This is a genomic window from Nocardiopsis changdeensis, assembly GCF_018316655.1.
GTDB lineage: Bacteria > Actinomycetota > Actinomycetes > Streptosporangiales > Streptosporangiaceae > Nocardiopsis > Nocardiopsis changdeensis.
The window spans coordinates 78,469-105,443 of sequence record NZ_CP074133.1; the positions used below are offsets into that span (position 1 = coordinate 78,469).

Annotated in this window: 27 protein-coding genes; 18 read left to right on the plus strand and 9 right to left on the minus strand. The window is 73.7% G+C overall.

The genetic code is table 11. The annotated features are described in order from the left end of the window. Positions 1-73 precede the first annotated feature (73 nt). Genes KGD84_RS00380 through KGD84_RS00395 form a run of 4 tightly spaced genes read left to right on the plus strand, consistent with a single transcriptional unit; the run spans position 74 to position 2,342 of the window. Positions 74-247, plus strand: a complete 174-nt coding sequence (locus tag KGD84_RS00380; protein WP_013156298.1) for a Sp36 family protein — start codon at positions 74-76, stop codon at positions 245-247. A gap of 2 nt (positions 248-249) precedes the next feature. Further along, complete coding sequence (locus tag KGD84_RS00385) at positions 250-711, plus strand: RidA family protein (protein ID WP_220564127.1); 462 nt, start codon at positions 250-252, stop codon at positions 709-711. A 14-nt stretch (positions 712-725) separates the two neighbouring features. Next, the gene (locus KGD84_RS00390) at positions 726-1,529 is read left to right on the plus strand and encodes an NUDIX hydrolase (protein ID WP_220564128.1); all 804 of its coding nucleotides are present in this window, start codon (positions 726-728) and stop codon (positions 1,527-1,529) included. Positions 1,530-1,535: 6 nt separating this feature from the next. Beyond that, positions 1,536-2,342: an MBL fold metallo-hydrolase gene (locus KGD84_RS00395; protein WP_220564129.1), complete on the plus strand. Its 807-nt coding sequence runs from the start codon at positions 1,536-1,538 to the stop codon at positions 2,340-2,342. Between the two features lie 253 nt (positions 2,343-2,595). On the opposite strand, the gene KGD84_RS00400 is transcribed toward KGD84_RS00395, so the two are convergent. Continuing rightward, the gene (locus tag KGD84_RS00400; protein WP_084737744.1) at positions 2,596-3,282 is read right to left on the minus strand and encodes a Crp/Fnr family transcriptional regulator; all 687 of its coding nucleotides are present in this window, start codon (positions 3,280-3,282) and stop codon (positions 2,596-2,598) included. A gap of 278 nt (positions 3,283-3,560) precedes the next feature. Here KGD84_RS00400 and nth point away from each other — a divergent pair, with 278 nt between their 5' ends. From nth to KGD84_RS00415, 3 genes are all read left to right on the plus strand, one after another. Further along, complete coding sequence (gene nth / locus KGD84_RS00405) at positions 3,561-4,304, plus strand: endonuclease III (RefSeq protein ID WP_220564130.1); 744 nt, start codon at positions 3,561-3,563, stop codon at positions 4,302-4,304. A 234-nt stretch (positions 4,305-4,538) separates the two neighbouring features. Beyond that, positions 4,539-5,192, plus strand: coding sequence for an NUDIX hydrolase (locus KGD84_RS00410; RefSeq protein ID WP_220564131.1), 654 nt, complete (start codon positions 4,539-4,541; stop codon positions 5,190-5,192). A gap of 54 nt (positions 5,193-5,246) precedes the next feature. Beyond that, the gene (locus KGD84_RS00415) at positions 5,247-6,425 is read left to right on the plus strand and encodes a MarP family serine protease (RefSeq protein ID WP_220564132.1); all 1,179 of its coding nucleotides are present in this window, start codon (positions 5,247-5,249) and stop codon (positions 6,423-6,425) included. Between the two features lie 78 nt (positions 6,426-6,503). Here KGD84_RS00415 and KGD84_RS00420 read toward each other — a convergent pair whose 3' ends face one another. Together KGD84_RS00420 and KGD84_RS00425 are read right to left on the minus strand one after the other, a co-directional pair. Next, the gene (locus KGD84_RS00420) at positions 6,504-7,046 is read right to left on the minus strand and encodes an ATP-binding protein (RefSeq protein WP_220564133.1); all 543 of its coding nucleotides are present in this window, start codon (positions 7,044-7,046) and stop codon (positions 6,504-6,506) included. 13 nt (positions 7,047-7,059) lie between these two features. Further along, a complete protein-coding gene (locus KGD84_RS00425; RefSeq protein WP_073381848.1) occupies positions 7,060-7,407 on the minus strand; it encodes an STAS domain-containing protein in 348 nt (115 codons plus the stop codon). A 170-nt stretch (positions 7,408-7,577) separates the two neighbouring features. Here KGD84_RS00425 and KGD84_RS00430 point away from each other — a divergent pair, with 170 nt between their 5' ends. After that, positions 7,578-9,845 carry a DEAD/DEAH box helicase gene (locus KGD84_RS00430; protein WP_220564134.1) on the plus strand — a complete coding sequence of 756 codons (2,268 nt, stop codon included), beginning with the start codon at positions 7,578-7,580 and terminating at the stop codon, positions 9,843-9,845. A gap of 5 nt (positions 9,846-9,850) precedes the next feature. On the opposite strand, the gene KGD84_RS00435 is transcribed toward KGD84_RS00430, so the two are convergent. Next, complete coding sequence (locus KGD84_RS00435; protein ID WP_220564135.1) at positions 9,851-10,366, minus strand: hypothetical protein; 516 nt, start codon at positions 10,364-10,366, stop codon at positions 9,851-9,853. Positions 10,367-10,585: 219 nt separating this feature from the next. Between KGD84_RS00435 and KGD84_RS00440 the strand changes: the two genes are divergently transcribed. From KGD84_RS00440 to KGD84_RS00460, 5 genes are all read left to right on the plus strand, one after another. Continuing rightward, the gene (locus KGD84_RS00440; RefSeq protein ID WP_255646939.1) at positions 10,586-10,810 is read left to right on the plus strand and encodes a DUF4244 domain-containing protein; all 225 of its coding nucleotides are present in this window, start codon (positions 10,586-10,588) and stop codon (positions 10,808-10,810) included. Beyond that, positions 10,788-11,150, plus strand: a complete 363-nt coding sequence (locus tag KGD84_RS00445) for a TadE family type IV pilus minor pilin (RefSeq protein WP_220564136.1) — start codon at positions 10,788-10,790, stop codon at positions 11,148-11,150. Before KGD84_RS00440 ends, KGD84_RS00445 begins: the two co-directional genes overlap by 23 nt. Beyond that, positions 11,147-11,635 (plus strand): Rv3654c family TadE-like protein, encoded by a 489-nt coding sequence (locus KGD84_RS00450; protein WP_220564137.1) that lies wholly within the window; start codon positions 11,147-11,149, stop codon positions 11,633-11,635. Before KGD84_RS00445 ends, KGD84_RS00450 begins: the two co-directional genes overlap by 4 nt. Then, on the plus strand, positions 11,632-12,258 hold the full coding sequence (locus KGD84_RS33490; protein WP_277615497.1) for a hypothetical protein: 627 nt from the start codon (positions 11,632-11,634) through the stop codon (positions 12,256-12,258). The genes KGD84_RS00450 and KGD84_RS33490 overlap by 4 nt, the downstream gene beginning before the upstream one ends. A gap of 940 nt (positions 12,259-13,198) precedes the next feature. Further along, positions 13,199-13,636: a hypothetical protein gene (locus KGD84_RS00460; RefSeq protein ID WP_220564138.1), complete on the plus strand. Its 438-nt coding sequence runs from the start codon at positions 13,199-13,201 to the stop codon at positions 13,634-13,636. A gap of 89 nt (positions 13,637-13,725) precedes the next feature. Here KGD84_RS00460 and KGD84_RS00465 read toward each other — a convergent pair whose 3' ends face one another. The 5 genes from KGD84_RS00465 to KGD84_RS00485 form a co-directional block, all read right to left on the minus strand. Next, entirely contained in the window at positions 13,726-14,379 is a 654-nt protein-coding gene (locus KGD84_RS00465) for a type II secretion system F family protein (protein ID WP_220565439.1), read from the minus strand. A gap of 469 nt (positions 14,380-14,848) precedes the next feature. Further along, complete coding sequence (locus tag KGD84_RS00470) at positions 14,849-15,538, minus strand: type II secretion system F family protein (protein WP_255646941.1); 690 nt, start codon at positions 15,536-15,538, stop codon at positions 14,849-14,851. A gap of 168 nt (positions 15,539-15,706) precedes the next feature. Next, on the minus strand, positions 15,707-16,849 hold the full coding sequence (locus KGD84_RS00475) for a TadA family conjugal transfer-associated ATPase (RefSeq protein WP_220565441.1): 1,143 nt from the start codon (positions 16,847-16,849) through the stop codon (positions 15,707-15,709). Positions 16,850-16,953: 104 nt separating this feature from the next. Then, complete coding sequence (gene ssd / locus KGD84_RS00480; RefSeq protein ID WP_220564139.1) at positions 16,954-18,042, minus strand: septum site-determining protein Ssd; 1,089 nt, start codon at positions 18,040-18,042, stop codon at positions 16,954-16,956. Between the two features lie 978 nt (positions 18,043-19,020). Continuing rightward, entirely contained in the window at positions 19,021-19,845 is an 825-nt protein-coding gene (locus tag KGD84_RS00485; protein WP_220564140.1) for a Fic family protein, read from the minus strand. A gap of 213 nt (positions 19,846-20,058) precedes the next feature. Here KGD84_RS00485 and acs point away from each other — a divergent pair, with 213 nt between their 5' ends. The 5 genes from acs (at position 20,059) to KGD84_RS00510 (ending at position 26,960) form a co-directional block, all read left to right on the plus strand. Continuing rightward, positions 20,059-22,029, plus strand: a complete 1,971-nt coding sequence (gene acs / locus KGD84_RS00490) for an acetate--CoA ligase (RefSeq protein WP_220564141.1) — start codon at positions 20,059-20,061, stop codon at positions 22,027-22,029. A gap of 201 nt (positions 22,030-22,230) precedes the next feature. Next, a complete protein-coding gene (locus tag KGD84_RS00495) occupies positions 22,231-22,716 on the plus strand; it encodes a phage holin family protein (protein WP_220564142.1) in 486 nt (161 codons plus the stop codon). Positions 22,717-22,726: 10 nt separating this feature from the next. Then, positions 22,727-23,632 carry an alpha/beta fold hydrolase gene (locus tag KGD84_RS00500; RefSeq protein ID WP_220564143.1) on the plus strand — a complete coding sequence of 302 codons (906 nt, stop codon included), beginning with the start codon at positions 22,727-22,729 and terminating at the stop codon, positions 23,630-23,632. A gap of 8 nt (positions 23,633-23,640) precedes the next feature. After that, a complete protein-coding gene (locus tag KGD84_RS00505; RefSeq protein ID WP_220564144.1) occupies positions 23,641-24,135 on the plus strand; it encodes a DUF309 domain-containing protein in 495 nt (164 codons plus the stop codon). 398 nt (positions 24,136-24,533) lie between these two features. After that, positions 24,534-26,960: a sodium-translocating pyrophosphatase gene (locus tag KGD84_RS00510; protein WP_220564145.1), complete on the plus strand. Its 2,427-nt coding sequence runs from the start codon at positions 24,534-24,536 to the stop codon at positions 26,958-26,960. The last annotated feature ends 15 nt before the right edge of the window (positions 26,961-26,975 follow it).

The window sequence follows — 26,975 nt, forward strand, 5'->3', positions numbered from 1 at the left end:
CCGCCCGGGTGAGTAATGTGGCGGCGTCGACGTGCCCGGACCCGCCGGGCGCACCGCACAGGGGGTAGTCACCTTGAGCAAGTGGGAGTACCAGACGGTGGCGCTGCTGTCGCACGCCACCAAGCAGATCCTCGACAACTGGGGTGCCGACGGCTGGGAGCTGGTCTCCGTCGTCCCCGCGCCGCTGCCCGAGGGCACCGACCCGCGCAACCAGCAGTACGTCGCCTACATGAAGCGGGAACTCTAGAGATGGCCACCCCCGAAGCCCGGATCGCCGAGCTCGGTCTGACCCTGCCGGAGGTGGCGGCCCCGGTCGCCTCCTACGTCCCGGCGGTCCGCAGCGGCTCCCACGTGTACGTGTCGGGCCAGCTGCCGTTCGTGGAGGGCCGGCTGCCCGCCACCGGCAAGGTCGGCGCCGAGGTCTCCCCGGAGACCGCCAAGGAGCTGGCGGCGGTGTGCGCGCTCAACGCGATCGCGGCCGTGCGCGCCGAGATCGGGGAGCTGTCCGACGTCGTGCGCATCGTCAAGGTGGGCGGGTTCGTGGCCAGCGCCCCGGACTTCACCGGGCACCCCGGGGTGATCAACGGGGCCAGCGACCTGCTCGCCGCGGTGTTCGGCGACGCGGGCGTGCACGCCCGGGCGGCGGTCGGTGTCGCGGCCCTGCCGCTGGACTCGCCGGTCGAGGTTGACATGATCGTCGAGGTCGTCTGAGCGAGGGGGAGCCGATGTCGAGCGGTTCGGGCCGGAGCGGGGCCGTGGTGCCCCGTCCGGCGGCCACGGTGGTGCTGCTGCGCCCGGCGGGCGCGGGCATGGAGGTCCTGCTCATGCGCAGGGTCCGCTCCATGGGGTTCGCGCCCGGCGCCTACGTCTTCCCCGGAGGCGGGGTGGACGTGCGCGACGAGGCCGGAGACCTGCCCTGGACCGGACCGTCGCCGCAGGAGTGGGCGGACGTGCTCGGCGTCGACGTCCCGCGCGCCAGGGCCCTGGTCTGCGCCGCGGTCCGCGAGACCTTCGAGGAGACCGGGGTGCTCCTGGCCGGGGAGCTCGGGAGCGACGACCTCGTCCTGGACACGACGTCGCCGGAGTGGGAGCGGGACCGGCTGGGGCTGATCGACCGCTCCCGCTCCTTCACCGAGGTGCTGTCCCGCCGCGGCCTGGTGTTGCGCTCGGAGTGGCTGCACGCCTGGTCGCGGTGGATCACCCCGGCGGCGGAGAAGCGCCGCTTCGACACGTGGTTCTTCGCCGCGGAGCTGCCGCGCGGTCAGGTCTCCCGGGACGTCGGCGGCGAGGCCGACCTGACCCGGTGGATCGACCCGGCGCTGGTGGCGGGGGAGTGGGAGCAGGGGCGGATGCCGATGCTCCCGCCGACCCTGGTCACCTGCGGACAGGTGGCCGAGTGCGGCACCCTGGACGGGGTGAAGCGCGCGAAACGGGATATCGTCCCCATTGAGCCCGAAGTGCGCGTGGTCGACGGTCGGCTCCGTGTCTTCGTCCCCGACGGGATCGACTACCCCCTTCCCAGTGAGTGAGGTGCGATGAGGATCGACGGTTCCGGCACGTTGCGCGCCGGCTGTGTCCTGTGCCCCAACCCCGGTCCGATGACCCTGGAGGGGACCAACACCTGGATCCTGCGCGAACCCGGCTCCCGCGGGGTCGTGGTGGTCGACCCGGGCCCGCACGACGAGCGGCACCTGGAGCGGGTCGCGCGCACGGTGCAGGAACAGGGCGCCCAGGTGCTCATGGCGGTCCTCACCCACCGGCACCCCGACCATTCGGAGGGCGCGCGCTACTTCTCCGAGCTGACCGGCGCCCCCGTGCACGCGGTCGACCCCGAGATGCGGGTGGGCGGCCGCGGGCTGGCCGACGGCGAACTGCTGGAGGCCGACGGGCTGCGCCTGCGGGTGCTGGCCACCCCCGGGCACACCGACGACTCCGTCTGCCTGTACCTGGAGGCGGACGGGGCGATCCTCACCGGCGACACGGTCCTGGGGCACGGCACCACCGTCATCGACGGCGACGACGGCCTGGGCCCCTACATGGAGTCGCTGTACCGGCTGCGCGACCTGGTCCGCGAGAACCAGGTGCGCACCCTGCTGCCCGGCCACGGGCCGATCCTCACCACCCCGGCCGCGGTGCTGGACTCCTACATCGACCACCGCGAGTCCCGGCTCGCCCAGGTGCTGGACGCCGTGAACTCGGGCGCCGTGCGGGTGGAGGAGATCGTCGACCGGGTCTACCCGGACATCACCGAGCAGATCCGCTTCGCGGCGATGTCGTCGGTCCGCGCCCAGCTGCGCTACCTGTCCCTCAACGGCGGCCTCCCCGACGGCGTCGAGGTCTGACCGGGCTCCGCCCGGCCCCGGCCGCGCGCCCTCCCGGGCGCTTCGCGCCCCGCCGTGCCGCGCCTTCGGCGCGGCCTTCCGCCGCGCTCCCCACCGGACCCCTCGGCCGGGCTTCCCGTGCCGCCCCCTCGCACCGGACCCGGAAACGGCGACGGGCTCCGGTCCGCGCGATTCCCGGGAGGGGATTCGACGCGGGCCGGAGCCCGCCGTGGCCCCCGCATCGCGGGGCCGGGCACAGCCGGTGCGGCCGCTCCTAGCGGGCGCGGCGGCGCATGCGCTCGACGTCCAGCAGGACCACGGCCTTGGCCTCGATCCGCAGCCAGCCGCGCAGGGCGAACTCGGCGAGGGCCTTGTTGACCGTCTCGCGGGAGGCGCCGACCAGCTGGGCCAGCTCCTCCTGGGTGAGGTCGTGGTGGACGTGCAGGCCGTCGTCGCCCTCCTTGCCGAACTTCTCGGCGAGCTCGAGCAGGGCCTTGGCGACCCGGCCGGGGACGTCGGTGAAGACCAGGTCGGCCATCACGTCGTTGGTCCGGCGCAGGCGCTCGGCCAGCGACTTGAGCAGCTGGAGCGAGACCTGCGGGCGGCTGGAGAGGAACGGGCGCAGGTCGTCGTGGCCCAGGCCGGCCAGGACGGAGTCGGTCACCGCGACGGCGCTCGCGGTGCGCGGGCGCGGGTCGAACAGCGACAGCTCACCGAACATCTCGCCGGGGCCGAGCACCCCGAGCAGGTTCTCGCGGCCGTCCACGGCCGTGCGGGTCAGCTTCACCTTCCCGTTGAGGATGACGTACAGGCGGTCGCCCTCGTCGCCCTCGTTGAACAGGGTCTGGCCCCGCCCGAGACGCACCTCGTTGACCGAGGAGCGCAGCGCGGCGGTGTCCTCCTCGTCCAGGGTCTCGAACAAGGGGGCCTTGCGCAGCACCTCGTTGATGTCGTCCACCACGTCCTCCTAAAACCTGACCGCCAACAGTGTGACGTATATCGCACCCGGGTGTGAAACCGGGTCGTTACCGCGGCTTGTCCGCCGGGAGACCACGCGCCCACGATTGGCCGGCGTCAGCCCCTGCGATCTTAGTCGTGATCGGCTTGTAGCAGGGATGTCCGCGCCGTGCCAGCGGGACATTGGTTACATAATCCCGACGTCCGACCCCCGCCCCGGAGGGCGGGTGCCCGATCGGCGTTTCCGAGCGGATCCTCCCCACGGCCCCCTACCCTGTGACGATGCCCCGTGACACACCGAACGCGAGCGACCCCGCGCCCACCCCCACGGGTGAGAGCCGCCTCGCGCTGGTCCGCCGAGCCCGCAGGATGTACCGGGAGCTCTCCGAGCTCTATCCGGACGCCCACGCGGAGCTGAACTTCACGACCCCGTTGGAGCTGCTGGTCGCCACGATCCTGTCCGCGCAGTGCACGGACAAGCGGGTCAACCAGGTCACCCCGACCCTGTTCGCGCGCTACCCCGACGCCGAGGCCTACGCCTCCGCGGACCGGGACGAGCTTGAGGGGATCATCCGACCTCTCGGCTTCTTCCGCGCCAAGGCGAACAGCCTCATGGGCCTGGGGCAGTCCTTGTGCGAACACCACGGAGGCGAGGTCCCGGGGAACCTCGCCGACCTGGTCAAACTACCCGGTGTAGGGCGGAAAACCGCAAACGTACTGCTCGGTAACGCCTTCGGTGTGCCCGGAATCACGGTGGACACCCACTTCGGGCGCCTCGTCCGGAGATTCGGGTGGACCGACGAGGAGGACCCGGTCAAGGTCGAGCACGCCGTCGGGGAGCTGTTCCCGCGCAAGGACTGGACGATGCTCTCCCACCGCGTCGTCTGGCACGGCCGCCGCGTCTGCCACGCCCGCAGGCCCGCCTGCGGGGCGTGCGTGGTGGCCCGGTGGTGCCCCTCCTTCGGCGAGGGCCCCACCGACCCGGAGACCGCGGCCAAGCTGCTGCGCATGCGCTCCTTCGCCTGACCGGAGGGCCCGCGGCCCGGGGCGCCCGCGGGGCGGGCCCCGCCCGGGGCCGCGTTCGCCTGTCAGGAGGGGGTGCCGTGCTTTGTAGTCTGATGGTGTGAGCGTTGACACCGCCAGAGTCCTCCTGTCGGGGTCCCATCACGTGACGACCCAGGGGAGGGACGGGCCGGAGCGGTGCCGACGGCCCGCGGCGCCCCGCCGAACCCGCCCCCTCTCCGAAGGCAGGTGCCGACCATGAACCCGATGCCGTCCTGGCTCGCCTCACTCGCCGACGCCGCGTCCGGTATGACCGTGCCCCCGCAGATGCGGCCGCCGCGCGACGGCGGCCGCGAGTCCGCGGTCCTCATCCTCTTCGGCGAGGGCTCCCAGGGCCCCGACGTGCTGCTCATCCAGCGCAACGCCGGACTGCGCAGGCACGCCGGCCAGCCCGCCTTCCCCGGCGGCCGGATCGAGCCCACCGACCCCTCCCCCGAGGCCGCGGCCCTGCGCGAGGCCGCCGAGGAGACCGGCCTGGTGCCCGGCGGCGTTGACGTCGTCGGCCGCCTCCCCGAGCTCTACCTCAGCTACAGCGACTTCCGGGTCGCCCCGGTCCTGGGCTGGTGGCGCGAGCCCTGCGAGGTGCGCCCCACCGACCTGGGCGAGGTCGCCTCCGTCTCCCGGGTCCCCGTCGCCGACCTCGCCGAGCCCGGCAACCGCGTCATGGTGCGCTACGGGGACGGCACCCGCTGGGGCCCCGGCTTCCGGGTGGACGGCATGCTCGTCTGGGGGTTCACCGGTGCCATCGTCGACCGCCTGCTCGTTCTGGGCGGCTGGGAACTTCCCTGGCGCAGGGAGGGTCTCACCGATGTGTTCGAGGCGACGCCGCACGGACTGCGCCCCGTCGGCTGAGGCCCGACCCGCTCACCTCGCTCCCGTGGGTAGCGCACACCTTTGGAGGGCAATGTGCTCGACGTGATCCTGATCGTCCTGTTGCTGCTTTTCGCGGTGACCGGGTACCGACAGGGTTTCATCGTCGGTGTCTTCAGCTTCGCGGGATTCATCGGCGGCGGCGTGCTCGCGGCGCTGACCTGCCCGGAGTACATCCAGCGGTGGGTGGAGGACCCCGGCCGGCAGGCGCTGGTGGCCATCGCCGTGGTGTTCCTGTCCGCCGCCCTGGGCCAGTTCCTGCTCTCCTACCTGGGCACGATGGTGCGCAACAAGGTGACCTGGGACTCGGCGCGGGTCGTCGACGCGATGGGCGGGGCCGTCGTCAGCGGCCTGTCGGTGCTGCTGGTGGCGTGGTTCATCGGCAGCACGGTCGCCAACTCGGCGCTGCCGTTCGTCGCCGACCAGGTGCGCGGCTCCCGCATCCTCCAGTCCGTCGACACGCTCATGCCGGAGTCGGCGCACAGCGGCTTCTCGACGTTCCGCCGGGTGGTCGACCAGAGCGCCTTCCCCCAGGTCTTCAGCGGGCTGGGGACGGGGGAGCTGGCCGAGGTCGATCCGCCCGACCCCGACGTGCTCACCACGCCCGAGCTCATCGATGCCAGCCGCAGCGTCGTCAAGGTGCTGGGCACCGCCCCGTCCTGCCAGCGGCGGGTCGAGGGCACCGGGTTCGTGTACTCCGACGGCCGGGTCATGACCAACGCCCACGTGGTCGCCGGGGTCACCGACGACCTGCGGGTGGTCACCCGCGAGGGGTACCAGCTGGAGGCCACCCTGGTGCTCTTCGACGCCCAGCAGGACCTGGCCGTGCTGCACGTGCCCGAGCTGGACCTGACGCCGCTGGAGTTCACCGCCGACGCGCCCCAGGGCGGTGACGCCGTCGTGGCCGGGTTCCCGCGCAACAGCGGGTTCACGGCGGTCCCGGCCCGGGTGCGGGCCCGCCAGACCGCGCAGGGCCCCGACTTCTACCACTCCCAGCAGGTGAGCCGGGAGATCTACCAGGTGCGCGCCGTGGTGCGTCCGGGCAACTCCGGGGGCCCGCTGCTGGCCCCCGACGGCACGGTCTACGGGGTGGTGTTCGCCGCCGCCACCAACGAGCCCGAGACGGGGTACGTCCTCACCTACGACGAGGTCGCCGCCAACGCGGAGAGGGGTTTGACCGCCACCGCCGAGGTGTCGTCCCAGACCTGCGACTGACCCGCCCGGGGGCGTGCCCCGAACGAACGAGGGCGCCCCCCGTCGGGGGGCGCCCTCGCCGCAACCGTGCCCGGAACCCTAGTTGGACCTCGGGTCCGGGGTGATCGGCCAGCTCATGCGCACGATGGTGCCGTGCTCACCGGGGTCGATCTTCACCTCGTCGGCCAGACCGGTGATGACCGCCAGACCCAGTCCCGGGGAGAACCCCGAGATCCCGCCGGGAGGGGTGTCCTCCCCGTCGAGGAAGAGTCCGTCGAGAAGGGGCTCGGTGTGGTCGGCCGGTTCCGGGACCTCCGTGGCCGGGGCCCGGTCGGAGACGACCACCTCGAAGCGTCGGGTCGCGCTCCCGTTGGCGCGCAGGATACGGCTCGCGGTGTCGGCACGGGGGTCCGACGCCGGATCAGGCCCGCCGTCGTCGATCAGCTGGAGCAGGATCGGCTGCGTCGGGCAGTGCAGCTTGTGCGCCGCCACCGCCCGGGAGCACGCCTCACCGACCGCCAGCCGGATCTCGTCGATGGTGGAGGCGGGGATGCCCGCCCGCCGGGCCACGGTCGCGGCCATGAGCCGGGCCGTGCGCACGTGGGCCGGAAGCGCACTGATCGTGAGCGTGATGGTCGCCATCGCTCGCTCTGTACTACTTCGCCGAACGCTTGTCGATGGCTTCCTGAACCGTGTTGTGGATACCGAACACCTTGGTCAGGCCGGTGATCCGGAAGATCTTGAGGATGCGCTCCTGCGTGCACACCAGGTCCAGGGTGCCGTCGTGCGCGCGCACGCGCTTGAGGCCGCCCACGAGCACGCCCAGACCCGTCGAGTCCAGGAACTCCACCTTCTCCATGTTGACCACGAGGTGGAAGTTGCCCTTGTTGACCAGATCGATCAGCAGCTCACGGAGCCGGGGTGCGGTATAGACGTCGATCTCACCCTCAACGACGACGATCTCGGTGTCGCCCTCGGTGTAATGATCAAGCTTCAAGTCCACTAGTCCTCCAGCGCCGATGATCTCTGCCGGGCGTTACCCCACCAGCACGCATTCAACCACGGGTGGCGTGCCGGTCCTCCCGTGATGCACGGAAAAACGGTGACACCGCGCGACCGTTCCCCCGGATGACACACTGAAACCAATGTCCGCCCAGTGAGGAGGGGTCCCGGATGACGCGACCGGAGTCCGTGCTTCCCGGTGTGTGGCGTGACGATACCCGGTACCCGCAGGTGACCCACGTCGAGCACGTGGCGCGGCACGACGGGGTGAGCGGGCGGTGGCCGGAATGGACCCCGGCCCTCCTGGTCGAACGCCTGGCCGACCGGGGGATCACGGAGCCGTGGTCCCACCAGGTGGCCGCCGCCGACCTCGCCCGCTCGGGCCGTGATGTGATCATAGCCACGGGTACCGCCTCGGGAAAGTCACTTGGCTTCCTTATGCCCGCGGTGGAGGCGGTTGACGCGGGCGGAACCGTTCTCTATCTCTCACCGACCAAAGCGCTGTCCCGGGACCAGCTCCGCGCCATCGAGGACCTGCGGCTGCCCGGCCTGCGGGCGGCCGTCTACGACGGCGACACCCCGCCCGAGGAGCGCGCCTGGGTGAGGGAGCACGGCAATTACGTGCTCACCAATCCGGACATGCTCCACCACGGCATGCTGCCCCGGCACGAGGCATGGCGGCGCTTCCTCCGGCGGTTGCGCTACGTGATCGTGGACGAGGCGCACCTGTACCGCGGGGTGTTCGGCTCGCACGTCGCCCAGATCCTGCGCCGGCTCCGGCGGGTGTGCGCCCGGCACCGGTCCGAGCCGGTGTTCGTGCTCGCCTCGGCCACCTCGGGGAGCCCCGGGGAGAGCGCCGGCCGGCTCACCGGGATCCCGGTCACCGCCGTCACCGAGGACGGGTCGCCGCGGCCGGGGATGTCGGTGGCGCTGGTGGAGCCGGAGTTCACCGACCTGACCGGCGAGCACGGCGCCCCGGTGCGCCGGACCGCGCCCTCCCACGCCGCCGAACTGCTCGCCGAGCTGGTCAGGGAGGGTGTGCGCACGCTCGTGTTCGTGCGCTCCCGGCAGGGCGCCGAGCTGGTGGCGCTCACCGCCCAACGCCTGCTGGAGCCCGACCTGGCCCGCCGGGTGGCCGCCTACCGCGGCGGCTTCCTGCCCGCCGAGCGCAGGCGGCTGGAGGAGGCGCTGCGGACCGGGGAGATCCTCGGGCTGGCCAGTACCAACGCCCTGGAGCTGGGGGTGGACATCACCGGCCTCGACGCGGTGATCATCGCCGGGTGGCCCGGCACCCGGGCCTCCCTGTGGCAGCAGGCGGGGCGGGCCGGGCGCGGGGACGACGCGGCACTGGCCGTGTTCGTGGCCCGGGACGACCCCCTGGACACCTACCTGGTGCACCACCCGGAGGCGATTTTCGGTCAGTCCGTAGAGACCGCCGTACTGGATCCGGAAAACCCGCACATCCTCGGTCCGCACCTGTGCGCGGCCGCCCAGGAGTTCCCGATCACGGAGGACGACTTCTCCCTCTTCGGACCCACCACCCGGGAGCGGCTCGACGAACTCGTTCACCGGAAATTCCTCAGGAAGCGGCCGAGGGGGTGGTTCTGGGCGAGCAATGAAAGGGCAAGTGACCTGGCCGATATCCGGGGTTCCGGGGGTTCGCCCGTGCAGATCGTCGACACCTCGACGGGCGGGCTGCTCGGGGAGATCGACGAGGCGGCCGCCCACGGCACCGTCCACCCCGGGGCGGTGTACCTCCACCAGGGCGACACCTACCTGGTCGGGGAGCTGGACCTCGACGAGGGGGTCGCCCTCGTGCGGCCGGCCGAACCGCCGTACAGCACGTGGGCGCGCGACACCACGGACATCACGGTTCAGTCGGTCATCCGTGAGGAGCGGTGGGACAGCGGAGTGGTGTTGCGCTTCGGCGAGGTGGAGGTGGTCCGGCAGGTGGTCGGCTACCTCAAGCGGGACGTGCGCACCGGCGCGGTCCTGGGCGAGCAGTCGCTGGACCTGCCCGAACGCACCCTGCGCACCCGCGCCGTGTGGTGGACGCTGCCCCCCGAGGCCGAGGAGCGCCTGCGCAAGGAGGAGGTCGGCCTGCTCGGCGCCGCGCACGCCGCCGAGCACGCGGTGATCGGCATGCTGCCGCTGCTGGCCACCTGCGACCGCTGGGACATCGGCGGGGTGTCCACGGCCACCGGCCGGGTGGAGGTGTTCGTCTACGACGGCCACGAGGGCGGCGCCGGGTTCGCCGAACGCGGCTACGCGGCGGCCCGGGAGTGGCTCACCGCGACCCGGGCGGCCATCGCCGACTGCGCGTGCGAGGAGGGGTGCCCGTCCTGCATCCAGTCGCCCAAGTGCGGCAACGGCAACGAACCGCTGAGCAAGTCCGGCGCCCTGCGCATGCTGGACGAGGTGCTGGGCGCCGCGGGCTGAGGCGTTCAGAGGCCCGGGAGCAGTCGGGGGCGCGCGTCGAGGCGGGGCGCGCGCCCGGGCGGGGCCGGGGAAGCCGGGAAGGGGGCGTCGCCCACGGCGGCGTACAGCAGGAGCGGGAGCTCGGCGTCGTCGTGGACGAGGGCCAGCGCCGCCCAGCGGCCGGTCTCCGGGGGATTCCACACCCGTAGGTCGCAGACCGCCGTGTAGAGGTGGCCGAGCGCGGACGGCAGCTCCACGCCGTCGAGCGCGGCGTCCGCGTAGGGGGCCGGGTCGACGAGCCCGGGGGTGCCCCAGCGCTCGGTGAGGGCGGCCTCGACCTCCGCGAGGTCGGCCTCGATCGCCGCCTGGGCGGCCTCGACGGTCCCGGGCGAGGGGTCGTCCCAGAAGTCCCGGCTCATGGCCAGGAGCGCCAGGTGGAAGTCGGCGCCGCCGGAGGGCTGGGGCCGCCCGGGGGAGTAGGGGCGGGCCAGGTCCGCGTCGATCAGGCTCAGGCGGGCACGGACGTCGGCGGGGGTGTTCACACGGGTTCTCCGGGCGTCGGGTTCTCCCGGCGGGCTTTTCCCGTCCGGGGGCGGCGGCCGCGGGGCCCGGCGGCCACGGCGCCATCATCGCGCGTGGGCGGCGGGCGGGTCGGAGAAAGTTATCCACAGGCTGGGGAAAGCCCTTCCGTCGCCTCCCCGGGCCGCCCACCCTGGAAACCGGGGTGACATCCCTGTCACCCCTCCTACCAGGGAGGTTCCGTGTTCTCTTCGGCATGCCTTGCCGCCGTCACCCGCTGTCCGCTGCCCCTCACGCGGCGGCACCCGGCCGCGGACGCCGACCGCGGCATCACGACGACCGAGTACGCCCTGTGCATCCTCACGGCTGCGGCCTTCGCCGGGGTCATGTACGCGATCGCCAAGAGCCAGGCCGTCAACGACGCCTTCACCGGGATCGTCGTCAATGCGCTCAACAACGGCTTCTGACCGGGGGGCCGTCACCGTCGAGTTCGCCCTCACCCTGCCGGCCCTCCTCCTCGTCCTGGCGCTGGCCGTCGGCGCGGTCACCGCCGCCGACGCCCGGCTCGCCTGTGCCGACGCCGCACGCGTGGGCGCCCGGTCCCTGGCCCGCGGCGAGAGCGAGGCACAGGCCCGGGAGCTGGCCCGCGCCGCCGCCCCGGACGGCGCCCGGGTCGGCCTGGGCCGGGACGGCGGGACGGCGCGGGTCACCGTCACCGCCCGGGTCCGGTTCGACCGCGTCCACCTCCACACGGTGGAGGTGAGCGGCACCGCCGCCGTCCTCCTCGAACCAGGGGTCCCACCATGACCCCGGGCCCTCGGACCCACGTCCGGGCCGGACCCGGGCCCCGGCCCGGGGGCGTTCGGGGCCCGGCCGACCGGGCCCGTTCCGGCCCGCGGAGCACGGCCGGGTCCCGTCCCGGAACCGGACGCGACCCCGCTCCCGACACCGGGGCGGCCGCCGTCCACTGGGTGGCCATGGCGGTCCTGCTGTGGACGGTCGCCCTGGCCGCCGTCCTGGCGGCGACCGCCCGGTTCGACCGGGACCGCGCCGGTACGGCGGCGGACCTGGCCGCCCTCGCGGCGGCCTCCGTCGCCGTCCACGGGCGGGACACCGCCTGCGAGCGGGCCCGCCTCACCGCCGAGGCCAACGGGGCCTCCCTCGACACCTGCGAGATCACCGGCCACACCGCCGAGGTGGTGGTCGCCGTCCCCTCTGTTCTCGACCTGTCCGTCAGCGCGGGCTCACGTGCCGGGCCGGTCCACGGAGCCCTTCCGGAGGAAGCACCATGACCCTGCCCGCCCTGATGTGCGCCCTGCTACTCAGCGCCGCCCCCGACGCCGCCCCACCGTCCCCCTGCCCGCCGCCCACGGAACTGCGCGCCCACCCGCCGGTGCACGCCGTGCCCTGTACCCGCCCGTGGACGGAACCCCCGGAGTGCGTGCCGCTCCGGCTGCCCCTGTCGGCGGTGTCCGGCTCCCTCCGGCCACCGGAGAAGAGCACGGCGCCGGTGGCGGACGCGGAGCCGACGGCCCCGCCACCGGCGCGTCCGGTCTCCGGCGACGGCGGCCCTGTCCGGGCGGTCTCCAGCGGGGAGGCCCCGGCGGCGGAGCCGACCTCCGTGCCGGCGGTGCTCCCGAGCGGCGGCCCGAGCCCGACCGCGGAGCCGAGCGAGGCGGAGTGGAGCGGCGGCCCGGACGCCGAGGCCGGCGCCGTCCAGGTGGTGCACCACGTCTCCACCACCCCGGCCCCGGCCGACACCGTCGCCCGGGTCGTCGGCAACACCTCCACCGTGCTCCTGGCCCTGCTCGCGGTGACGTCGCTCGCCCTGCGCCTCACCGTGGGCTGGCCCCGCTTCCCGGAGCCCTACCTGGGGCGCCGCCGAGCGGGAGGAGACCGCGACACCCCCTGGTAACCCCCCGCACCCCCACCGAAAGCCCCGCCCCGGCCCCGGCCCTCCGCCCGGGCCCTCGTCCCGGCCCGCCGCTGGACGGGCTCGGGTGCCACCTGGCCCAACCTCGTTCTCGTGCTCATTCCGGCCGCCGCCGGGTGGGCGCGAGCGCCACCCGTGTCCGCGCCGCCGTAGGTAACGCCCCTATGCCTGTGGGGTGCACCCCGTGACACGGTGACGGAGGTATATGCGGGTGCCGAGCGGGCCGTCCTCATACCGGCCGCCGCCAGGCGGGTGTCACCCGCCCCCGGACCCGCCCTTGCCCGGGAGGGCGGCCGAGCGTGCGCGGACACCGCCCGGCCCGTCCTCTTCCTCATCCCGGCCGCCGCTAGGCGGCTGCCATCCACGCCCGGGTCGGCCTTCGTCCAGGAGGGCGGCGAGCATGCGCGGGTGCCGCCCGGGCCCGCTCCCGGGCCGATGAGGTGACACCCGTGCCCGCCGCCGGGTGGGTGCGGGCGCCACCCGTGTCCGCGCGCCGCCGCGGGTAGCGCCCTTATGCCTGTGGGGTGCCCGCCGTGACACGGTGACGGAGGTATGCGCAGGTGCCGCCCGGGCCGTCTTCATCCCGGCCCTCCGCCGGGTGGGGGCGCGGGTATCACCCGCGCCCGGGGCCATCCTCGTCCGGGACAGCCGCCGGGTGGGGGCGCGGGGGCACCATCGGCCTGGGGCGTGGCCGCTCGGGTGGGGCGTGGGTACCGTCGCGGCTGTTGTGGGGTGGGCGGGCAGGCGAGGTTCCTGGGCGGGGCGGCCTCCGGGGCTGCGGGCGGATGGATGAGTGGGAGCCGTCGCCGGGGGCGGTGCTTCGGGCCGTCGTGCCCTGGTGGGTGGGCTTCGGGCGCCCTCCTTCGTCCCGGTAGGCGCAGGTCGGCCACGGCGGGGCCGTAACGGTCGTACCCTCCGATGTATGGGACACCGACACCCGAGCAAACTCAAGAACACCGAGGTAGGCCATGCCCGGGCGCGGTGGCTGCTGCGGGCGGAGTTGGCGGGGTGCGCCGAGTGCCGGGCCGAGGGCGACAGGGAGGCCCTGGCGGACCTCGACCAGGAGGGCGTGTTCGACTCCCTGATCAGCGGGTTCGTGCTCGCCCGGGTCCAGCAGTGGCGGGCTCCGGGCCGACCTCCCCGCTACCCGGCCACGGTGTACCGCCTGGCCCCGGTGGATGAGCGCGACTTCTGGCGCGCGCCCACCCAGCACTGCATGCGCCTGTGCACGGTCGAGGGACCGCGCGGCACGCGGGTGAACACTCTGCCTGCCCTCAAGGAGCTGCGGCTGATGCCCATGCGGGACCGCTCCCTGGTGCTGGACGACATCATCGACGGCCTGAGCGAGGACGAGGCCTGACCCGCCGCCTCCCGGCAGCCTGACGCCGATCCCCTGTCCCGCACCACGCCCCGGTGTCGGCGCCCCCCGCTCCGGCGGCTCGGCCGGGATCACCCGCCCAGCGCGCGCGACAGCAGGTCCACCACCATCGGGACCACCCCCACCAGGAGGAAGGACGGCAGGAAGCACAGCGCCAGCGGCATCACCACGAGCACCCCCAGGCGTTCGACCCGCGCCGACGCCAGGGAGCGCAGCTCCCTGTGCAGGTCCGCCACGTGCCGGTCGAGCAGGTCGGCCACCGGCGCCCCGGTGTCGGCGGCGCGGGCCAGATCGCGCCCGGCCGCCACCAGCGGCTCGGGCAGCACCCCGGCCGACTCCGACCAGGCGGAGGCCGGATCCGCCCCCAGGCGCAGCCGGTCGGCCACCGACGCCAACTCCCTCCCGAGCCTGCCGGGGGCGGCCCGCGCCACGGCCGCGAGGCAGGACACCAGCGGCGCCCCGGCCCGCATCCCGGCGGCGATGAGCCCGATCACCACGGGGACGTCGCCGGTGAGCGGGATCCGGTCGTCCCGGGTTCTCCCCCGAGCGCGCACCCACCACCCGATCCCGCAGGCCGCGACGACGGCCGCGCCGAGCGGCCCGAACAGGGCGCCGGCCACCGCCGCCGTACCCGCCGCGGCCGTGGTCATGACCAACAGGCGACCGGGCAGGCGCGGCTTCGCCTCCGTTGGTGGCCGCAGCCACATCCTGGGTCCGCCGCCCATCGCGATCCACACCCCTACGGCCCCGCACACCACGGCGATGACGGTGAACACGGTCCCCCTCACTTTTCCATCCCCAGGCACCCGTTGGTCATGGGTATCCGGAGCCTGTCCGGCGGACGCCCTCGACCGGGCCGGTCCGGCGCGTGCGCCCGGCGGGCGGGATCCGCATCGGACCGCCCCCTCATAGCGTTCGCTGCGGGTCCTCCCGCGTGCGGCCACCGTGGAGGGCGGCCGCGTTTCGACGAACCGGCACGGCTAGTCCCCCTGGTCTACTGCGGGCCCTCCCGTGCGCGGTCACCGCGGAGGGCAGCCGCGCTCTGACGAACCGGCACGGCTAGTCCCCCGGTCTACTGCCGGCCCTCCCATGTGTGGTCACCGCGGTGGGCGGCCGCGTTCCGATGAGCCGGGCATGCCTAGTCCCCCTGGTCTACTGCCGGCCCTTCCGCGCGCGGTCACCGCGGAGGGCCACCTAGTCCCCCCGGTCCACGGCGGCGCGCACCAGCCGCGAGATCCACCACAGCCCGGCGAGGTTCAGCAGCACACCGAGCACCAGGCAGAGCAGCCCCAGCGGGGTCGTGAACAGGAACACCAGCGGCGAACCCCCCAGTCCGGCCGACAGCAGCAGCCCCACCACGGGGAGCAGGCCCAGCACGATCGCCGTGGTCCTCGGGCCGCCGGTGCGCGCCGAGATCTCGGCCCTCACCTCCTCCTGCGCGGTGAGCTCGTCGGCGAGCGCATCCACGACATCGGCCAGCCCGGCACCGGTGTCCGAGGCCACCTCCCAGCACACGGCCAGGTAGGCGAGGGCCCGCAGGTCCGGATCCGCCTCGGCGGCCCGGACCGGGGCCCGGGTGCCGAACCCGTCGCCCACCGCCCGGGCCACCTCCGGCCCGGCCTCGGCGAGCGCCGCCCCCAGCGCGTCCTCGGGGGGCCTGCCGGACCGCAGCTCGGCGGCCAGCACCCGGCACAGGGTGATCACCCCGCGCCGTTTCTCCCGGCCCGGCGCCGTCCTCCGTCGCAGCGCCGACGCCCGCACGCGTTCCAGCACCCCCACCGGCCCCGGACCGCGCGGCACCTGCCATCCGATCCGCCCCGTCCCGGCGTCGACCAGCACCCCCAACAGCACCAGCCCCACCGCGCACACCCACACCCCGACCACGCCACGCCCCCCGAACGTCCCTCGTCCCCGCCCCGCACACCCGTGTTCTCCGAAGACCCCGCGTACTTCGGCCGTTCCATGGCGCCCAGGCCCCGGACCGGCCGGTCCGGCGTGCCGCCCCCGGGCACCGCCGCCACGGCTCCCTCGCGGTGCCTCCCGCGCCGGTGCTCATCTGCGCCAGCCGTCGCCGACACGGGCGGTGAGGACGCCGACTCCCGGGTGCTCGCGCTGGGCCCCACCCGCGGCGAACGACACCGCGGGCACCGTGCGCACCAGCCCCTGACGGTCGTGGTCCAGCACCCGGACCTCGGCCAGCCGCCGGACCCCGGCCTCCCGCACCAGGTGCACCACCAGCACCCCGGTGGCCGCCAACTGGCTGTGCACCGCCTCCCGGCCGAGCCCGGCCGCACAGCCCAGGGCCTCCACCCGGGCCGGCACGTCCCCCGCGCCGTTGGCGTGGAGCGTCCCCGCACCGCCCTCGTGGCCGGTGTTGAGCGCGCCCAGCAGGGACACGATCTCCGGCCCCCGCGCCTCGCCCACCACCAACCGGTCCGGGCGCATCCGGAGAGCCTGACGGACCAGCACCTCCAGGGTGACCTCGCCGCTGCCCTCGATGTTGGCGGGACGGGTCTGCAGGCGCACTACGTGCGGATGGTCGGGGCGCAGCTCGGGGGAGTCCTCGGCCAGCACGATCCGCTCGCCCGGGTCCACCAGGGACAGCAGCGTCGAGAGCAAGGTGGTCTTCCCCGTCCCCGTGCCACCGCTCACCAGGAAGGCCGCCCGCGAGTCCACCACCGCCCGCAGCAGCGCCGCCCCGCGCCGGGTGAGCGTCCCGCAGTCCACCAGCCGGTCCAGGGTGAACACCCGGCAGGGCGGCATCCGCAGCGACAGGCACGCCCCGGTGGGGGAGACGGGCGGCAGCACCGCGTGCAGCCGCGCCCCGTTGGGAAGGCGCGCGTCCACATAGGGCACCGCCGCGTCCAGCCGCCGCCCGGCCTGGGCGGCGAGCCGCTGGGCCAGCCGCCGCACCGCCTCCGCCGACTCGAACCGCACCTCCACCCGGCGCAGTCCGCCGCCGTCGTCCACCCACACCTCGTCCGGCCCGTTGACCAGGATGTCCGTGACCCCGCCTGAGGTCATCAGCTCCTCCAGCGGCCCGGCCCCGGCCAGGTCCGCGGCCAGCCGCCGGGTCAGCGACAGCACCTCGGCGTCGCCCAGCACCCCGCCCTCCGCCCGCAGCGCTGCCGCCACGTTGCCGGGGCTGACCACCACCCCCGAGGCCACCAGCCGGTTGCGCACCGCCTCCACCAGGTCGGGCCCGGCGGAGCCGCTGGTGCGCCGGGGCGGCGGCCCGTCGCGGAGGAGGGTGGAGCCGGTCACCGACGGCCGCCGCAGCGCCCGCTCGGTCAGCGCGCTCACCGCGGCACCCCCGTCAGTTCGGCGACGAGCCGGTCGGCGAACCCGGCCAGCGGCGAACGCGGGTGGTCCGCGGGCCGCCGCCCGGCGGCCAGCGCCCGCTCCAGGCCCGGCTCCGGCGGCAGGTCCGCTCCCAGTGCCAGCCCCATCCCCCGGGCCACCACGTCGGCGGTCAGCCCGCCCGAGGCCCCGCGCACCACGGCGCGCACCTCCCGGGACTCCGCCCGCAGCCGCGGCACCATCGCCGACGCCGACACCACGGCGGCCACCTGCGCGGGCACGACCAGCAGCACCAGGTCCGAGCGGTTGAGGAAGGCCGTGACCGCGGCCCCGAACGACCGCGGGAGGTCGACGACCACCAGGTCGCACCCCTGCCGGGCCGACTCCAGCATCGACCGGGCGGCGGCAGCGGGCAGCGGGCCCCGACGCGCGTCCGGCCCGTGCACCCAGGTGAGCACCGAGATCCCGGCCGGTCCGGGCAGCCGCGCCGCCACGTCCGACCAGCGCAACCGGCCGCGCCGGTCCGTCAGGTCGTCCCAGCCGAGCCTGCCGTCCACCGGGTCGCGCTCGCAGCCGAGCAGGATGTCGGGACCGCAGCCCAGCGGGTCGGCGTCCAGCAGCGCGGTGCCGTGCCCGCCCCGCGCCCCGGCCAGCGCCAGGGCGACGGCGAGCAGGCTCGCCCCGGCCCCGCCGCGCCCGCCCATCACGGCCACGGTCGGCGCCCGCCTCCCGGGCTGTCCGCTCGCGGAGATCAGGCCGGTCAGCAGCATCTCGTCCCGGGGCAGCAGCATGGTGCCGCCCGCCCCGCCCGCACCGTTGGGCCCGCCGTGCCCGGGACCCGTCCCGGGCCCCGCGTCCGGGCCGCCGCGGGCCACCACGACGAACCGGGCGTGCGGCGGCCGCTCGCCCGAACGCAGCTCCGGGTACAGGTCGGCGCCCAGCACCACCAGCGGCGAGCGCGGCCACGACAGCAGCGCGCGGTCGACGGTGTCGGCGGTGTTGACCCGGACCGAGGCGGCGGCCGACAGCCGCAGCAGGTCGTCGAGCAGTCCGGTGTCGGCGGTGGCGATGAGGGGAACGGCGTCCATGGGGCCTCCGGGCAGGGGGAGGGGCACCCTTCGACCATCGCCGATCCCGGGGGTCGGCGAAAGCCGGACCGTCGATCTGTGGATAACCCGTCCGGGGCGGGGCCGTGGGCCGCACCGCCCGGCGGGGCGCCGGTCAGGGCCGGGACGCGGCCTCCGAAGACCTGCGGGCGGGATGCGCACACGGGGGCGGATGCACATCCCACCCGGCAGGCTCGGCGAACGGGCCTCGTGCGATGTCCCGCGTCAGGGGGGCGCGCGGGTGGATCGCCCTCTCGACCCTGGGGGGAGGGCCGGGCCCGCCCTTCGGAAGGGTCGACGAGGGGAGGGGAGCCCCCGGACCACCGAAAAGCGCGTCGGGACATGCGTTCCGCCCGGATCCGGCCCCACCGGGCCGCACACGAAATGCGCGCACGCCACGGCTTTTGCCGAAGTGGTGTGAACCGGTTCCCGTCGGAACGACGGAACCGACGCTACCACGTGACACTGCGTATCGGTTCGGGAATCCAGGATGAAAAGTTGGACCAACCACCTTTTCGAAGCCCGGGGACCGGCGTAGAAAGAAAGGGATCGGTGGCGTAGACCCACCCCGACAGGTGAACCGGGAACCCACGCACCAGCAGGCCTCGTAGGGCCCGCCTCGACCGAGACGCTCGATGAAGCGCCTGGTCAGGACAGACGAATGGATGCTTGTTAACCCGGTGCAGCCGGTCGGAGACGGCGCCTCGCGGATTCTCCGCGGGGCGCCGTTCGCCGTGTTCGGTGAGAGGCCGGGGCAATCCCGAAACATTGGGTAACGGACAAGCGTGACCGAACCGATATCGTTCGTGCCTCTACCCGTTGGTAAATGGACGAGTAACAAGCGGGGTTTCCGTTCACGGACCGCTCCGCGCGGCCCCGAGCCGCCGCTCGCCGGGCCGTCCCGTCCCGCCCCGCCGCAACCCGGCCCGGGCCCGGCCCGGACCGCGACACGCCCGGACCTCAGCCGCGCTTGAGCGCCTCGCAGGTCGCCAGCGAGTCCTGCGCCCCGGCCCGCACCGCCCGGCAGCAGTACACGACCCACTCGGCCACGCCCTCGGCGGTCCCGGACATGTACCCGCGCAGCGCGGGCGCGTACTCCTCCGACAGCGTCCGGTGGCCCAGCTCGGACGGCACCAGCGACTTGGGGTCCAGCCCCCGCTCGATCAGCGTCAGCCGCTCCGCGGCCCGCGCCACGATCCCGTCGCCCCACCCGAACGGGCGGATCGCCATCAGCTCGCCGTGCACCAGGGCCGACGTCACCAGCGCGGGCACCGAGGTGCGCGCGCCCAGCAGCGCGTACAGGCCCTCCAGCCGGGCGAGCGCGGCCTCGGGGGCGAGCGCCTCGCCCAGCTCCAGCGGGTCCTCGACCCGCTCGCCGGCCATGCGCGGCCGCCCCAGGGCGTCGGCGGACACCGCGTCCGCGGCGGCGAGCGTGTGCAGCCGGGCCAGCACCTGCCGCGGCGCCTTGGGCCAGGTCTCCACCAGGGTCCCCAGCTCGCCGCCCACCCGCAGGGCGCCCTTGATCCGGGTGTCGTACACGTGCCCGGCGCGGATCTCGTCCATCGAGACCTCGGCGCCCTCCAGCGCGGCGGACGCGCACGCCCCGCGCAGCGAGGACTCCATGGACACGTCGCTGCTCCGCCGGCGCAGGATCCGGTGACCCAGCAGCCGGTCCACCAGGGTCCGGGTCTCCTCCACGGCCTCGGCCACACCGGGCAGTGCGGCGATCCTGGCCAGCGGGTCGGTCTGGGCGGCAGAAGTCGTTTCGCTCACGGGAACCAACATACGCGCCGGTAACACCGGCCACCGCGTGCCCTCCGCCGGTCGCCCGTCCCCCCGCTCCCGCGCCGTCGACCGTTCGTCGCCCGGCGGCGACCGCTCACCGGCCGTTCGTCGCGCGCCGGGTCGCCCCCGGCGCTGGAACCGACCCTGCCTGTTCCACAGGTCCAGACCACATGATTAATTTGGTGTGAACCAGCCTACGTAAGGAGAATCACAGTGGCCGACAGCACTCCCCCGAGCCAGGAGACACTGTCCAACCTTCTCCATGAAACACGCAGCTTCCCCCCGCCGGCCGATCTGGCCGCGAACGCCAACGTCAAGGCCGACGCCTACGACGAGGCGGCCGGGGACCGGCTCGGTTTCTGGGAGGAGCAGGCCCGCAGGCTCCAGTGGGACCGGCCCTGGGACACCGTCCTGGACTGGCAGCCGCCCTTCGCCAAGTGGTTCGTCAACGGCAGGCTCAACGCCTCCGTCAACTGCGTGGACCGCCACGTGGCCAACGGCCTGGGCGAGCGCGTCGCCTACTACTGGGAGGGCGAGCCGGGCGACACCCGCACCATCACCTACGCCGAGCTGAAGGACATGGTCTCCCAGGCCGCCAACGCCCTCACCGAGCTGGGCGTCACGCGGGGCGACCGGGTCGCCATCTACATGCCGATGATCCCCGAGACGATCGTCGCCATGCTGGCCTGCGCCCGCATCGGCGCCGTCCACATGGTGGTCTTCGGCGGCTTCTCCGTCGACGCCCTGGGCCAGCGCCTGGACGACAGCCAGGCCAAGCTCGTCATCACCGCCGACGGCGGCTACCGGCGCGGCAAGCCCAGCGCGCTCAAGCCCGCCGTGGACGCCGCGGTGGCCGACCGCCCGGCCGTCGAGAAGGTCCTCGTCGTCCGCCGCACCGGCCAGGACGTCGAGTGGACCGACCGCGACGTGTGGTGGCACGACCTCGTCGACTCCCAGAGCACCGAGCACACCCCCGAGGCCCACGACGCCGAGAACCCGCTGTACATCATGTACACCAGCGGCACCACGGCCAAGCCCAAGGGCATCCTGCACACCACCGGCGGCTACCTCACCCAGGCGTCCTACACCCACTGGGCGGTCTTCGACCTCAAGCCCGAGACCGACGTCTACTGGTGCGCCGCCGACATCGGCTGGGTCACCGGCCACTCCTACATCGTCTACGGCCCGCTCTCCAACGCCGCGACGACCGTCCTCTACGAGGGCACCCCGGACACCCCGCACCGCGGCCGGTTCTGGGAGATCATCGAGAAGTACAAGGTCACCATCGCCTACATGGCCCCGACGGCGATCCGCACCTTCATGAAGTGGGGCGACGACATCCCCGCCGGGTTCGACCTGTCGAGCCTGCGCGTCATCGGCTCGGTGGGCGAGCCCATCAACCCCGAGGCCTACGTCTGGTACCGCAAGCACATCGGCGGCGACCGGACCCCGGTCGTGGACACCTGGTGGCAGACCGAGACCGGCGCCATCATGGTGAGCCCGCTGCCGGGCGTCACCTCGGGCAAGCCGGGCGCGGCCATGCGCGCCCTGCCGGGCATCGTCGCCGACGTCGTGGACGAGAACGGCAACTCGGTCCCCGACGGCGAGGGCGGCTTCATCGTGATCCGCGAGCCCTGGCCGTCCATGCTCCGCGGCATCTGGGGCGACCCGGAGCGCTACAAGGACACCTACTGGTCGCGCTTCGAGGGCCTGTACTTCCCGGGCGACGGGGCCAAGAAGGACGAGGACGGCGACCTGTGGCTGCTCGGCCGCGTCGACGACGTCATGCTCGTCTCCGGCCACAACATCTCCACCACCGAGGTCGAGTCCGCCCTGGTCTCGCACCCGAGCGTGGCGGAGGCCGCCGTCGTCGGCGCCACGGACAAGGTCACCGGCCAGGCCATCGTCGGCTTCGTGATCCTGCGCAGCGGCGCCGAGGAGGTCTCCGAGGAGACGGTCAAGGCCCTGCGCGACCACGTCGGCGCCTCCCTCGGGCCGATCGCCAAGCCCGCCCGCCTGCTGGCCGTGCCCGAGCTGCCCAAGACCCGCTCGGGCAAGATCATGCGCCGCCTGCTGCGCGACATCGCGGAGAACCGCGAGGTCGGTGACACCTCCACGCTCACCGACTCCTCGATCATGGAGGTCATCGCCAAGCAGCTGCCCTCCGTCAAGCAGGGCGACTGACACGCGCACCCGCGTGCGGGGCGCCCCGGGCCGCGGGCCCGGGGCGCCCCCGTCGTTTCCGCGTCCGGGCACGGACGCTCACCCGCGTGACGAAGGCGGAGCCCCGTGTTGTGCGTGCCGTGAGGGACACCGGTGGCGGCCCATGTGCGAGGATGCGGAGGATCGTCCGCGTGTTCTGACCGACAGAAGGGAAACCCCGCGATGGTGGACAAGCCGGGAACCGGCGGGCCGGGTGCCGTCGGAGACACCGACCGCTCCGTCGGTGAACTCGTCTCGGACGTCACCGGGAACTTCTCCCGTCTGGTGCGCCTCGAGCTGGAGCTCGCCAAGGCCGAGGCCAAGCTCGAGGCGGCGAAGGCCGGCAAGGGCATCGCGGGGTTCGCGGTGTTCGCCGTCCTCATGCACATCTTCGTCATCCTCCTCTCGGTGACCATCGCCTTCGTCCTGTACGAGGTGGCGGGCCTGCCGGGGTGGGCCTCCTTCGCCATCGTGACCGGCTTCTACCTGCTCGTCGCGATCGTGTTCGCCCTCTTCGGCCTGGTCAGCTTCCGCCGGATGCGCGGCCTGGAGCGGACCCGCCTGACCACCTCCCGCCTGGGCGCCATCCTGCGCCGCGAGATCACCCCGCCGGGCTCGGAGGTCGCCGCCGCCGGCAGGGCCGGGGCCACGGCCACCACCGGAAACTAGACGACCCACCGTGCTGGACGATTCGGCCGCCTACGTCGAGGGCCCCTGGGCCCACCGGAACGTCGGGGCCGCGGGCGCCCGCTTCCACGCCGCCGAGCTGGGGGAGGGGCCGCTGGTGCTGTTCCTGCACGGCTTCCCCCAGTTCTGGTGGGCGTGGCGGCACCAGCTCACCGCCGTCGCGGAGGCGGGCTACCGGGCGGTCGCCGTCGACCTGCGGGGGTACGGCGGCAGCGACAAGACACCCCGCGGGTACGACCTGGTGACCCTCGCCCAGGACGCCGCCGGCCTGGTCCGGGCCCTGGGCGCGCGCCGGGCGGTCGTGGTCGGCCACGGCGTCGGCGGCATGGTCGGCTGGACCATGACCGCCTACCACCCGGGCACCGTGCGCGCCCTGGCGGCGGTCGCGTCCCCGCACCCGGGCCGGGCGGCCCGTCTGATGCTCTCCGCGGGTCCGGGCGCCCGCCACATGCTCCGCGCCCAGCTGCCGATCCTGCCCGAGCACCGGCTCCTCGCCGACGGTTGCGCCCGGGTCGGCGACCTGCTGCGGGAGTGGTCCGCCCCGGGCTGGCCCGACGCCGAGGCCGAGAAGATGTACCGGATCGCGTTCTCCATCCCCAAGGTGTCCCACTGCTCCCTGGAGTACCACCGCTGGATCGCCCGCTCCCGGCTGCGCCCGGACGGCCTGCGCTACCACGCGCGGATGCGGACGCCGGTGCGCGTCCCGGTGCTCCAGGTCCACGGCTCCCTCGACCCCGTCTGCCCGCCGGAGACGGCCCGCGCCTCGGAGCGCTCGGTGGCGGGGGCCTACCGTTGGAGGGGGATCCCCGGCGCCGGGCACTTCCCCCACGAGGAGCGCCCGGACGCCGTCTCGGACGAGCTCACCCGGTGGCTCGACTCCCTCCCCGGCGACGACTGAGGAAGAAGGTGGACACGGTGAACGCGGACCGCGACCGCGCCCCGGACGGGCGCGCGCAGAACCAGCGACCCCGCGACCGCTACGGCCGGCCGATGCCGCACGGCAGCGCGGGCGAGGTGGAGCGGGTGCCCGACGACGCCGAATTCTCGGCGGAGGAAGGGCTGGAAACGGCCCAGGACCTCCTCGACCGGGGGTACGCTTTCACCGCCCACGAAGTCCTCGAGGCCGTCTGGAAGTCCTCCCCCGAGTCCGAACGCGAACTGTGGCGCGGACTGGCGCAGACGGCCGTGGGCGTCACCCACGCCCAGCGCGGCAACCTCACGGGCGCCGCCCGCCTGCTGCGCCGCGGCGCCGACCGGGTGGAGCCGTACGGCCCGGACGCGCCGCACGGTGTGGACACCGCGGCGGTGGCGGCCTTCGCCCGCTCCCTCGCCGACGACCTCGAAGCGGGCCGCGCCCGCCCGGGCGACGGGGTGGACCCGTCCCGGATGCGTTTGCGCTGAGGCCCCTGGGGCGGCTTCCCGTTTCATTCCCTTATGGGAACTTTAACGTTAACACCGCATTAAGTCATTATGCAAGAAGAATATCGCCGATAAATCCATTTATCCGTTTTTCGAGATCACCGATGGATCACATCTTTGATCGTTCTCGAAAAAACCCCTAATCCGCTCTCTTCTTTTTTCTTCGGGCTGCGTAGGATTTCCGGATCACCGCCCGTGAGCACGTGGCGCGGGCAGTGGGCACCAAACCGAAGGTGGCACCGCTTCGACCCCGGACCACGTGCCGTCGGGCCAGTTCAAGGCTCCTTCCGGACGGCGGTACGGGCACGGTTCCGCGCGGGATTCCCCGCGCTTCGCGTGCGCGGGGGAGAAAAGGTCGTGCCCGTCGCAAGGAGGACGGATTGTCTGGGCTCAACCTCGCCGCGCCAAGCGGCACGGCCCTAGAACTGCAAGGCATCGACTTCACACTCGTCATCATCGTCATGGCGGTCGCGCTCCTCGCGCTCGCCGTCGCGGGGATGCTGGTACGTGAAGTCCTCGCCGCCGGACAGGGCACCGAGCGAATGCGCAACATCGCCGTCGCGGTCCAGGAAGGAGCGGGTGCGTACCTCCGACGGCAGTTCCGCACCCTCGCGGTCTTCGTCGTCGTCATCCCCCTGCTGCTGCTCCTGCTCCCCGCCGACTCGTGGGCCATCTCCATCGGCCGGTCCGTCTTCTTCGCCCTCGGCGCCCTCCTCTCCGCCGCCACCGGCTTCATCGGCATGTGGCTCGCGGTCAGGGGCAACGTCCGCGTCGCGGCGGCCGCCCGCGGCGGCACCGCCGCCGACAGCCGCACCGCCATGCGGATCGCCTTCCGCACCGGCGGCGTCGCCGGCATGATCACCGTCGGCCTGGGCCTGCTCGGCGCGGCCGTCGTCGTCCTGCTGTACCGGGGCGACGCCCCGATCGTCCTGGAGGGCTTCGGCTTCGGCGCCGCGCTCCTGGCCATGTTCATGCGCGTCGGCGGCGGCATCTTCACCAAGGCCGCCGACGTCGGCGCCGACCTCGTGGGCAAGGTCGAACAGGGCATCCCCGAGGACGACCCCCGCAACGCCGCCACCATCGCCGACAACGTCGGCGACAACGTGGGCGACTGCGCGGGCATGGCCGCCGACCTGTTCGAGTCCTACGCCGTCGTCCTCGTCGCCTCCCTCATCCTGGGCCGCGTCGCGTTCGGCGTCGAGGGCCTCGTCTTCCCCCTGCTGGTCCCGATGATCGGTGTCCTCACCGCCATCATCGGCATCTTCATCGTCGCGCCCTCCGCGCGCGACAAGACGGCGATGTCCGCGATCAACCGCGGTTTCTTCATCTCCGCCGGGATCTCCGCCCTGCTCGTCGTCGCCGCCTCCTTCTGGTACCTGCCCGGCAGCTTCCAGGAGCTGTCCGGCGTGAGCCAGAGCGTCCTCGACGAGATCGCCGAAGCGGGCTACGCCGACGCCGACCCGCGCGTCATCGCGATCACCGCGGTCCTCATCGGCCTCGTCCTCGCGGCCGCCATCCAGCTCCTCACCGGCTACTTCACCGAGACCGACCGGCGGCCGGTCCGCGAGATCGGCGAGAGCTCCGAGACGGGCGCCGCCACCGTCATCCTGTCCGGCATCTCCGTCGGCCTGGAGTCGGCGGTCTACTCCGCCCTGCTCATCGCGGGCGCGGTGTACGCGGCGTTCCTCCTGGGCGGCGGGTCCATCACCCTCAGCCTGTTCGCCGTCGCCCTCGCCGGGACCGGCCTGCTCACCACCGTCGGCATCATCGTCGCGATGGACACCTTCGGCCCCGTCTCCGACAACGCTCAGGGCATCGCGGAGATGTCCGGCGACGTCGAGGGCAAGGGCGCCGAGATCCTCACGAGCCTGGACGCCGTCGGCAACACCACGAAGGCCATCACCAAGGGCATCGCGATCGCCACCGCGGTCCTGGCCGCCACCGCCCTGTTCGGAGCGTTCCGCACCTCCGTCCAGGAGCAGCTCGGCGGTGACGAGGTCTTCTCGCTGTCCCTGGACAGCCCGGACGTCCTCGTCGGCGTCATCATCGGCGCCAGCGTGGTGTTCTTCTTCTCCGGCCTCGCCGTCATGGCGGTCGGCCGCGCCGCCGGCCGCGTCGTCCTGGAGGTGCGCGAGCAGTTCCGCACCCGCCCGGGGATCATGGACGGCACCGAGAAGCCCGAGTACGCGCGCGTCGTCGACATCTGCACCCGCGACTCCCTGCGCGAGCTCATCACCCCCGGCCTGCTCGCCGTGCTGGCCCCGATCGCGGTCGGCTTCGCCTTCGGCTACGCCCCGCTGGGCGCGTTCCTCGGCGGCGCCATCGCCGCGGGCGTCCTCATGGCGGTGTTCCTCGCCAACTCCGGCGGCGCCTGGGACAACGCGAAGAAGCTCGTCGAGGACGGCCACCACGGCGGCAAGGGCTCGGAGGCCCACGCCGCCACGGTCATCGGAGACACCGTCGGCGACCCGTTCAAGGACACTGCGGGCCCGGCCATCAACCCGCTCCTGAAGGTGATGAACCTGGTCGCGCTGATCGTCGCGCCCAGCGTCGTCATCTTCCAGGACAACACCGTCCTGCGGGTCGGCGTCACCGTCGTGGCGGTCGCCATCCTCGTCGGCGCGGTCCTGTGGTCCAAGAAGCGCGGCTCGGGCACCGAGACCGAGCCGGCCGAGCTCGGCCACGGCGCGCCCGAGAGCGGCGACGACGATGAGACCCCCTCCGCCGGCTCCCCGGCCGTCGGGGGCGGCGGCATCACCGACGAGGCCGCCGGGACCGGCGGCAGGGAAGAGGCCCGCACCAACTAGACACGCATGACGAGG

Excerpts from the sequence above, each read along its gene's own strand:
- KGD84_RS00420 (WP_220564133.1), bottom strand. The coding sequence starts at position 7,046 with ATGGCGACCATCACGCTCACGATCAGTGCGCTTCCGGCCCACGTGCGC.
- KGD84_RS00430 (WP_220564134.1), top strand. The coding sequence starts at position 7,578 with ATGACGCGACCGGAGTCCGTGCTTCCCGGTGTGTGGCGTGACGATACC.
- KGD84_RS00385 (WP_220564127.1), top strand. The coding sequence starts at position 250 with ATGGCCACCCCCGAAGCCCGGATCGCCGAGCTCGGTCTGACCCTGCCG.
- KGD84_RS00395 (WP_220564129.1), top strand. The coding sequence starts at position 1,536 with ATGAGGATCGACGGTTCCGGCACGTTGCGCGCCGGCTGTGTCCTGTGC.
- KGD84_RS00465 (WP_220565439.1), bottom strand. The coding sequence starts at position 14,379 with ATGGGCGGCGGACCCAGGATGTGGCTGCGGCCACCAACGGAGGCGAAG.
- KGD84_RS00445 (WP_220564136.1), top strand. The coding sequence starts at position 10,788 with ATGCGCTCAACAACGGCTTCTGACCGGGGGGCCGTCACCGTCGAGTTC.
- KGD84_RS00460 (WP_220564138.1), top strand. The coding sequence starts at position 13,199 with ATGGGACACCGACACCCGAGCAAACTCAAGAACACCGAGGTAGGCCAT.
- KGD84_RS00410 (WP_220564131.1), top strand. The coding sequence starts at position 4,539 with ATGAACCCGATGCCGTCCTGGCTCGCCTCACTCGCCGACGCCGCGTCC.
- KGD84_RS00450 (WP_220564137.1), top strand. The coding sequence starts at position 11,147 with ATGACCCCGGGCCCTCGGACCCACGTCCGGGCCGGACCCGGGCCCCGG.
- ssd (WP_220564139.1), bottom strand. The coding sequence starts at position 18,042 with ATGGACGCCGTTCCCCTCATCGCCACCGCCGACACCGGACTGCTCGAC.
- KGD84_RS00390 (WP_220564128.1), top strand. The coding sequence starts at position 726 with ATGTCGAGCGGTTCGGGCCGGAGCGGGGCCGTGGTGCCCCGTCCGGCG.
- KGD84_RS00495 (WP_220564142.1), top strand. The coding sequence starts at position 22,231 with ATGGTGGACAAGCCGGGAACCGGCGGGCCGGGTGCCGTCGGAGACACC.
- nth (WP_220564130.1), top strand. The coding sequence starts at position 3,561 with ATGCCCCGTGACACACCGAACGCGAGCGACCCCGCGCCCACCCCCACG.
- KGD84_RS33490 (WP_277615497.1), top strand. The coding sequence starts at position 11,632 with ATGACCCTGCCCGCCCTGATGTGCGCCCTGCTACTCAGCGCCGCCCCC.
- KGD84_RS00485 (WP_220564140.1), bottom strand. The coding sequence starts at position 19,845 with ATGTTGGTTCCCGTGAGCGAAACGACTTCTGCCGCCCAGACCGACCCG.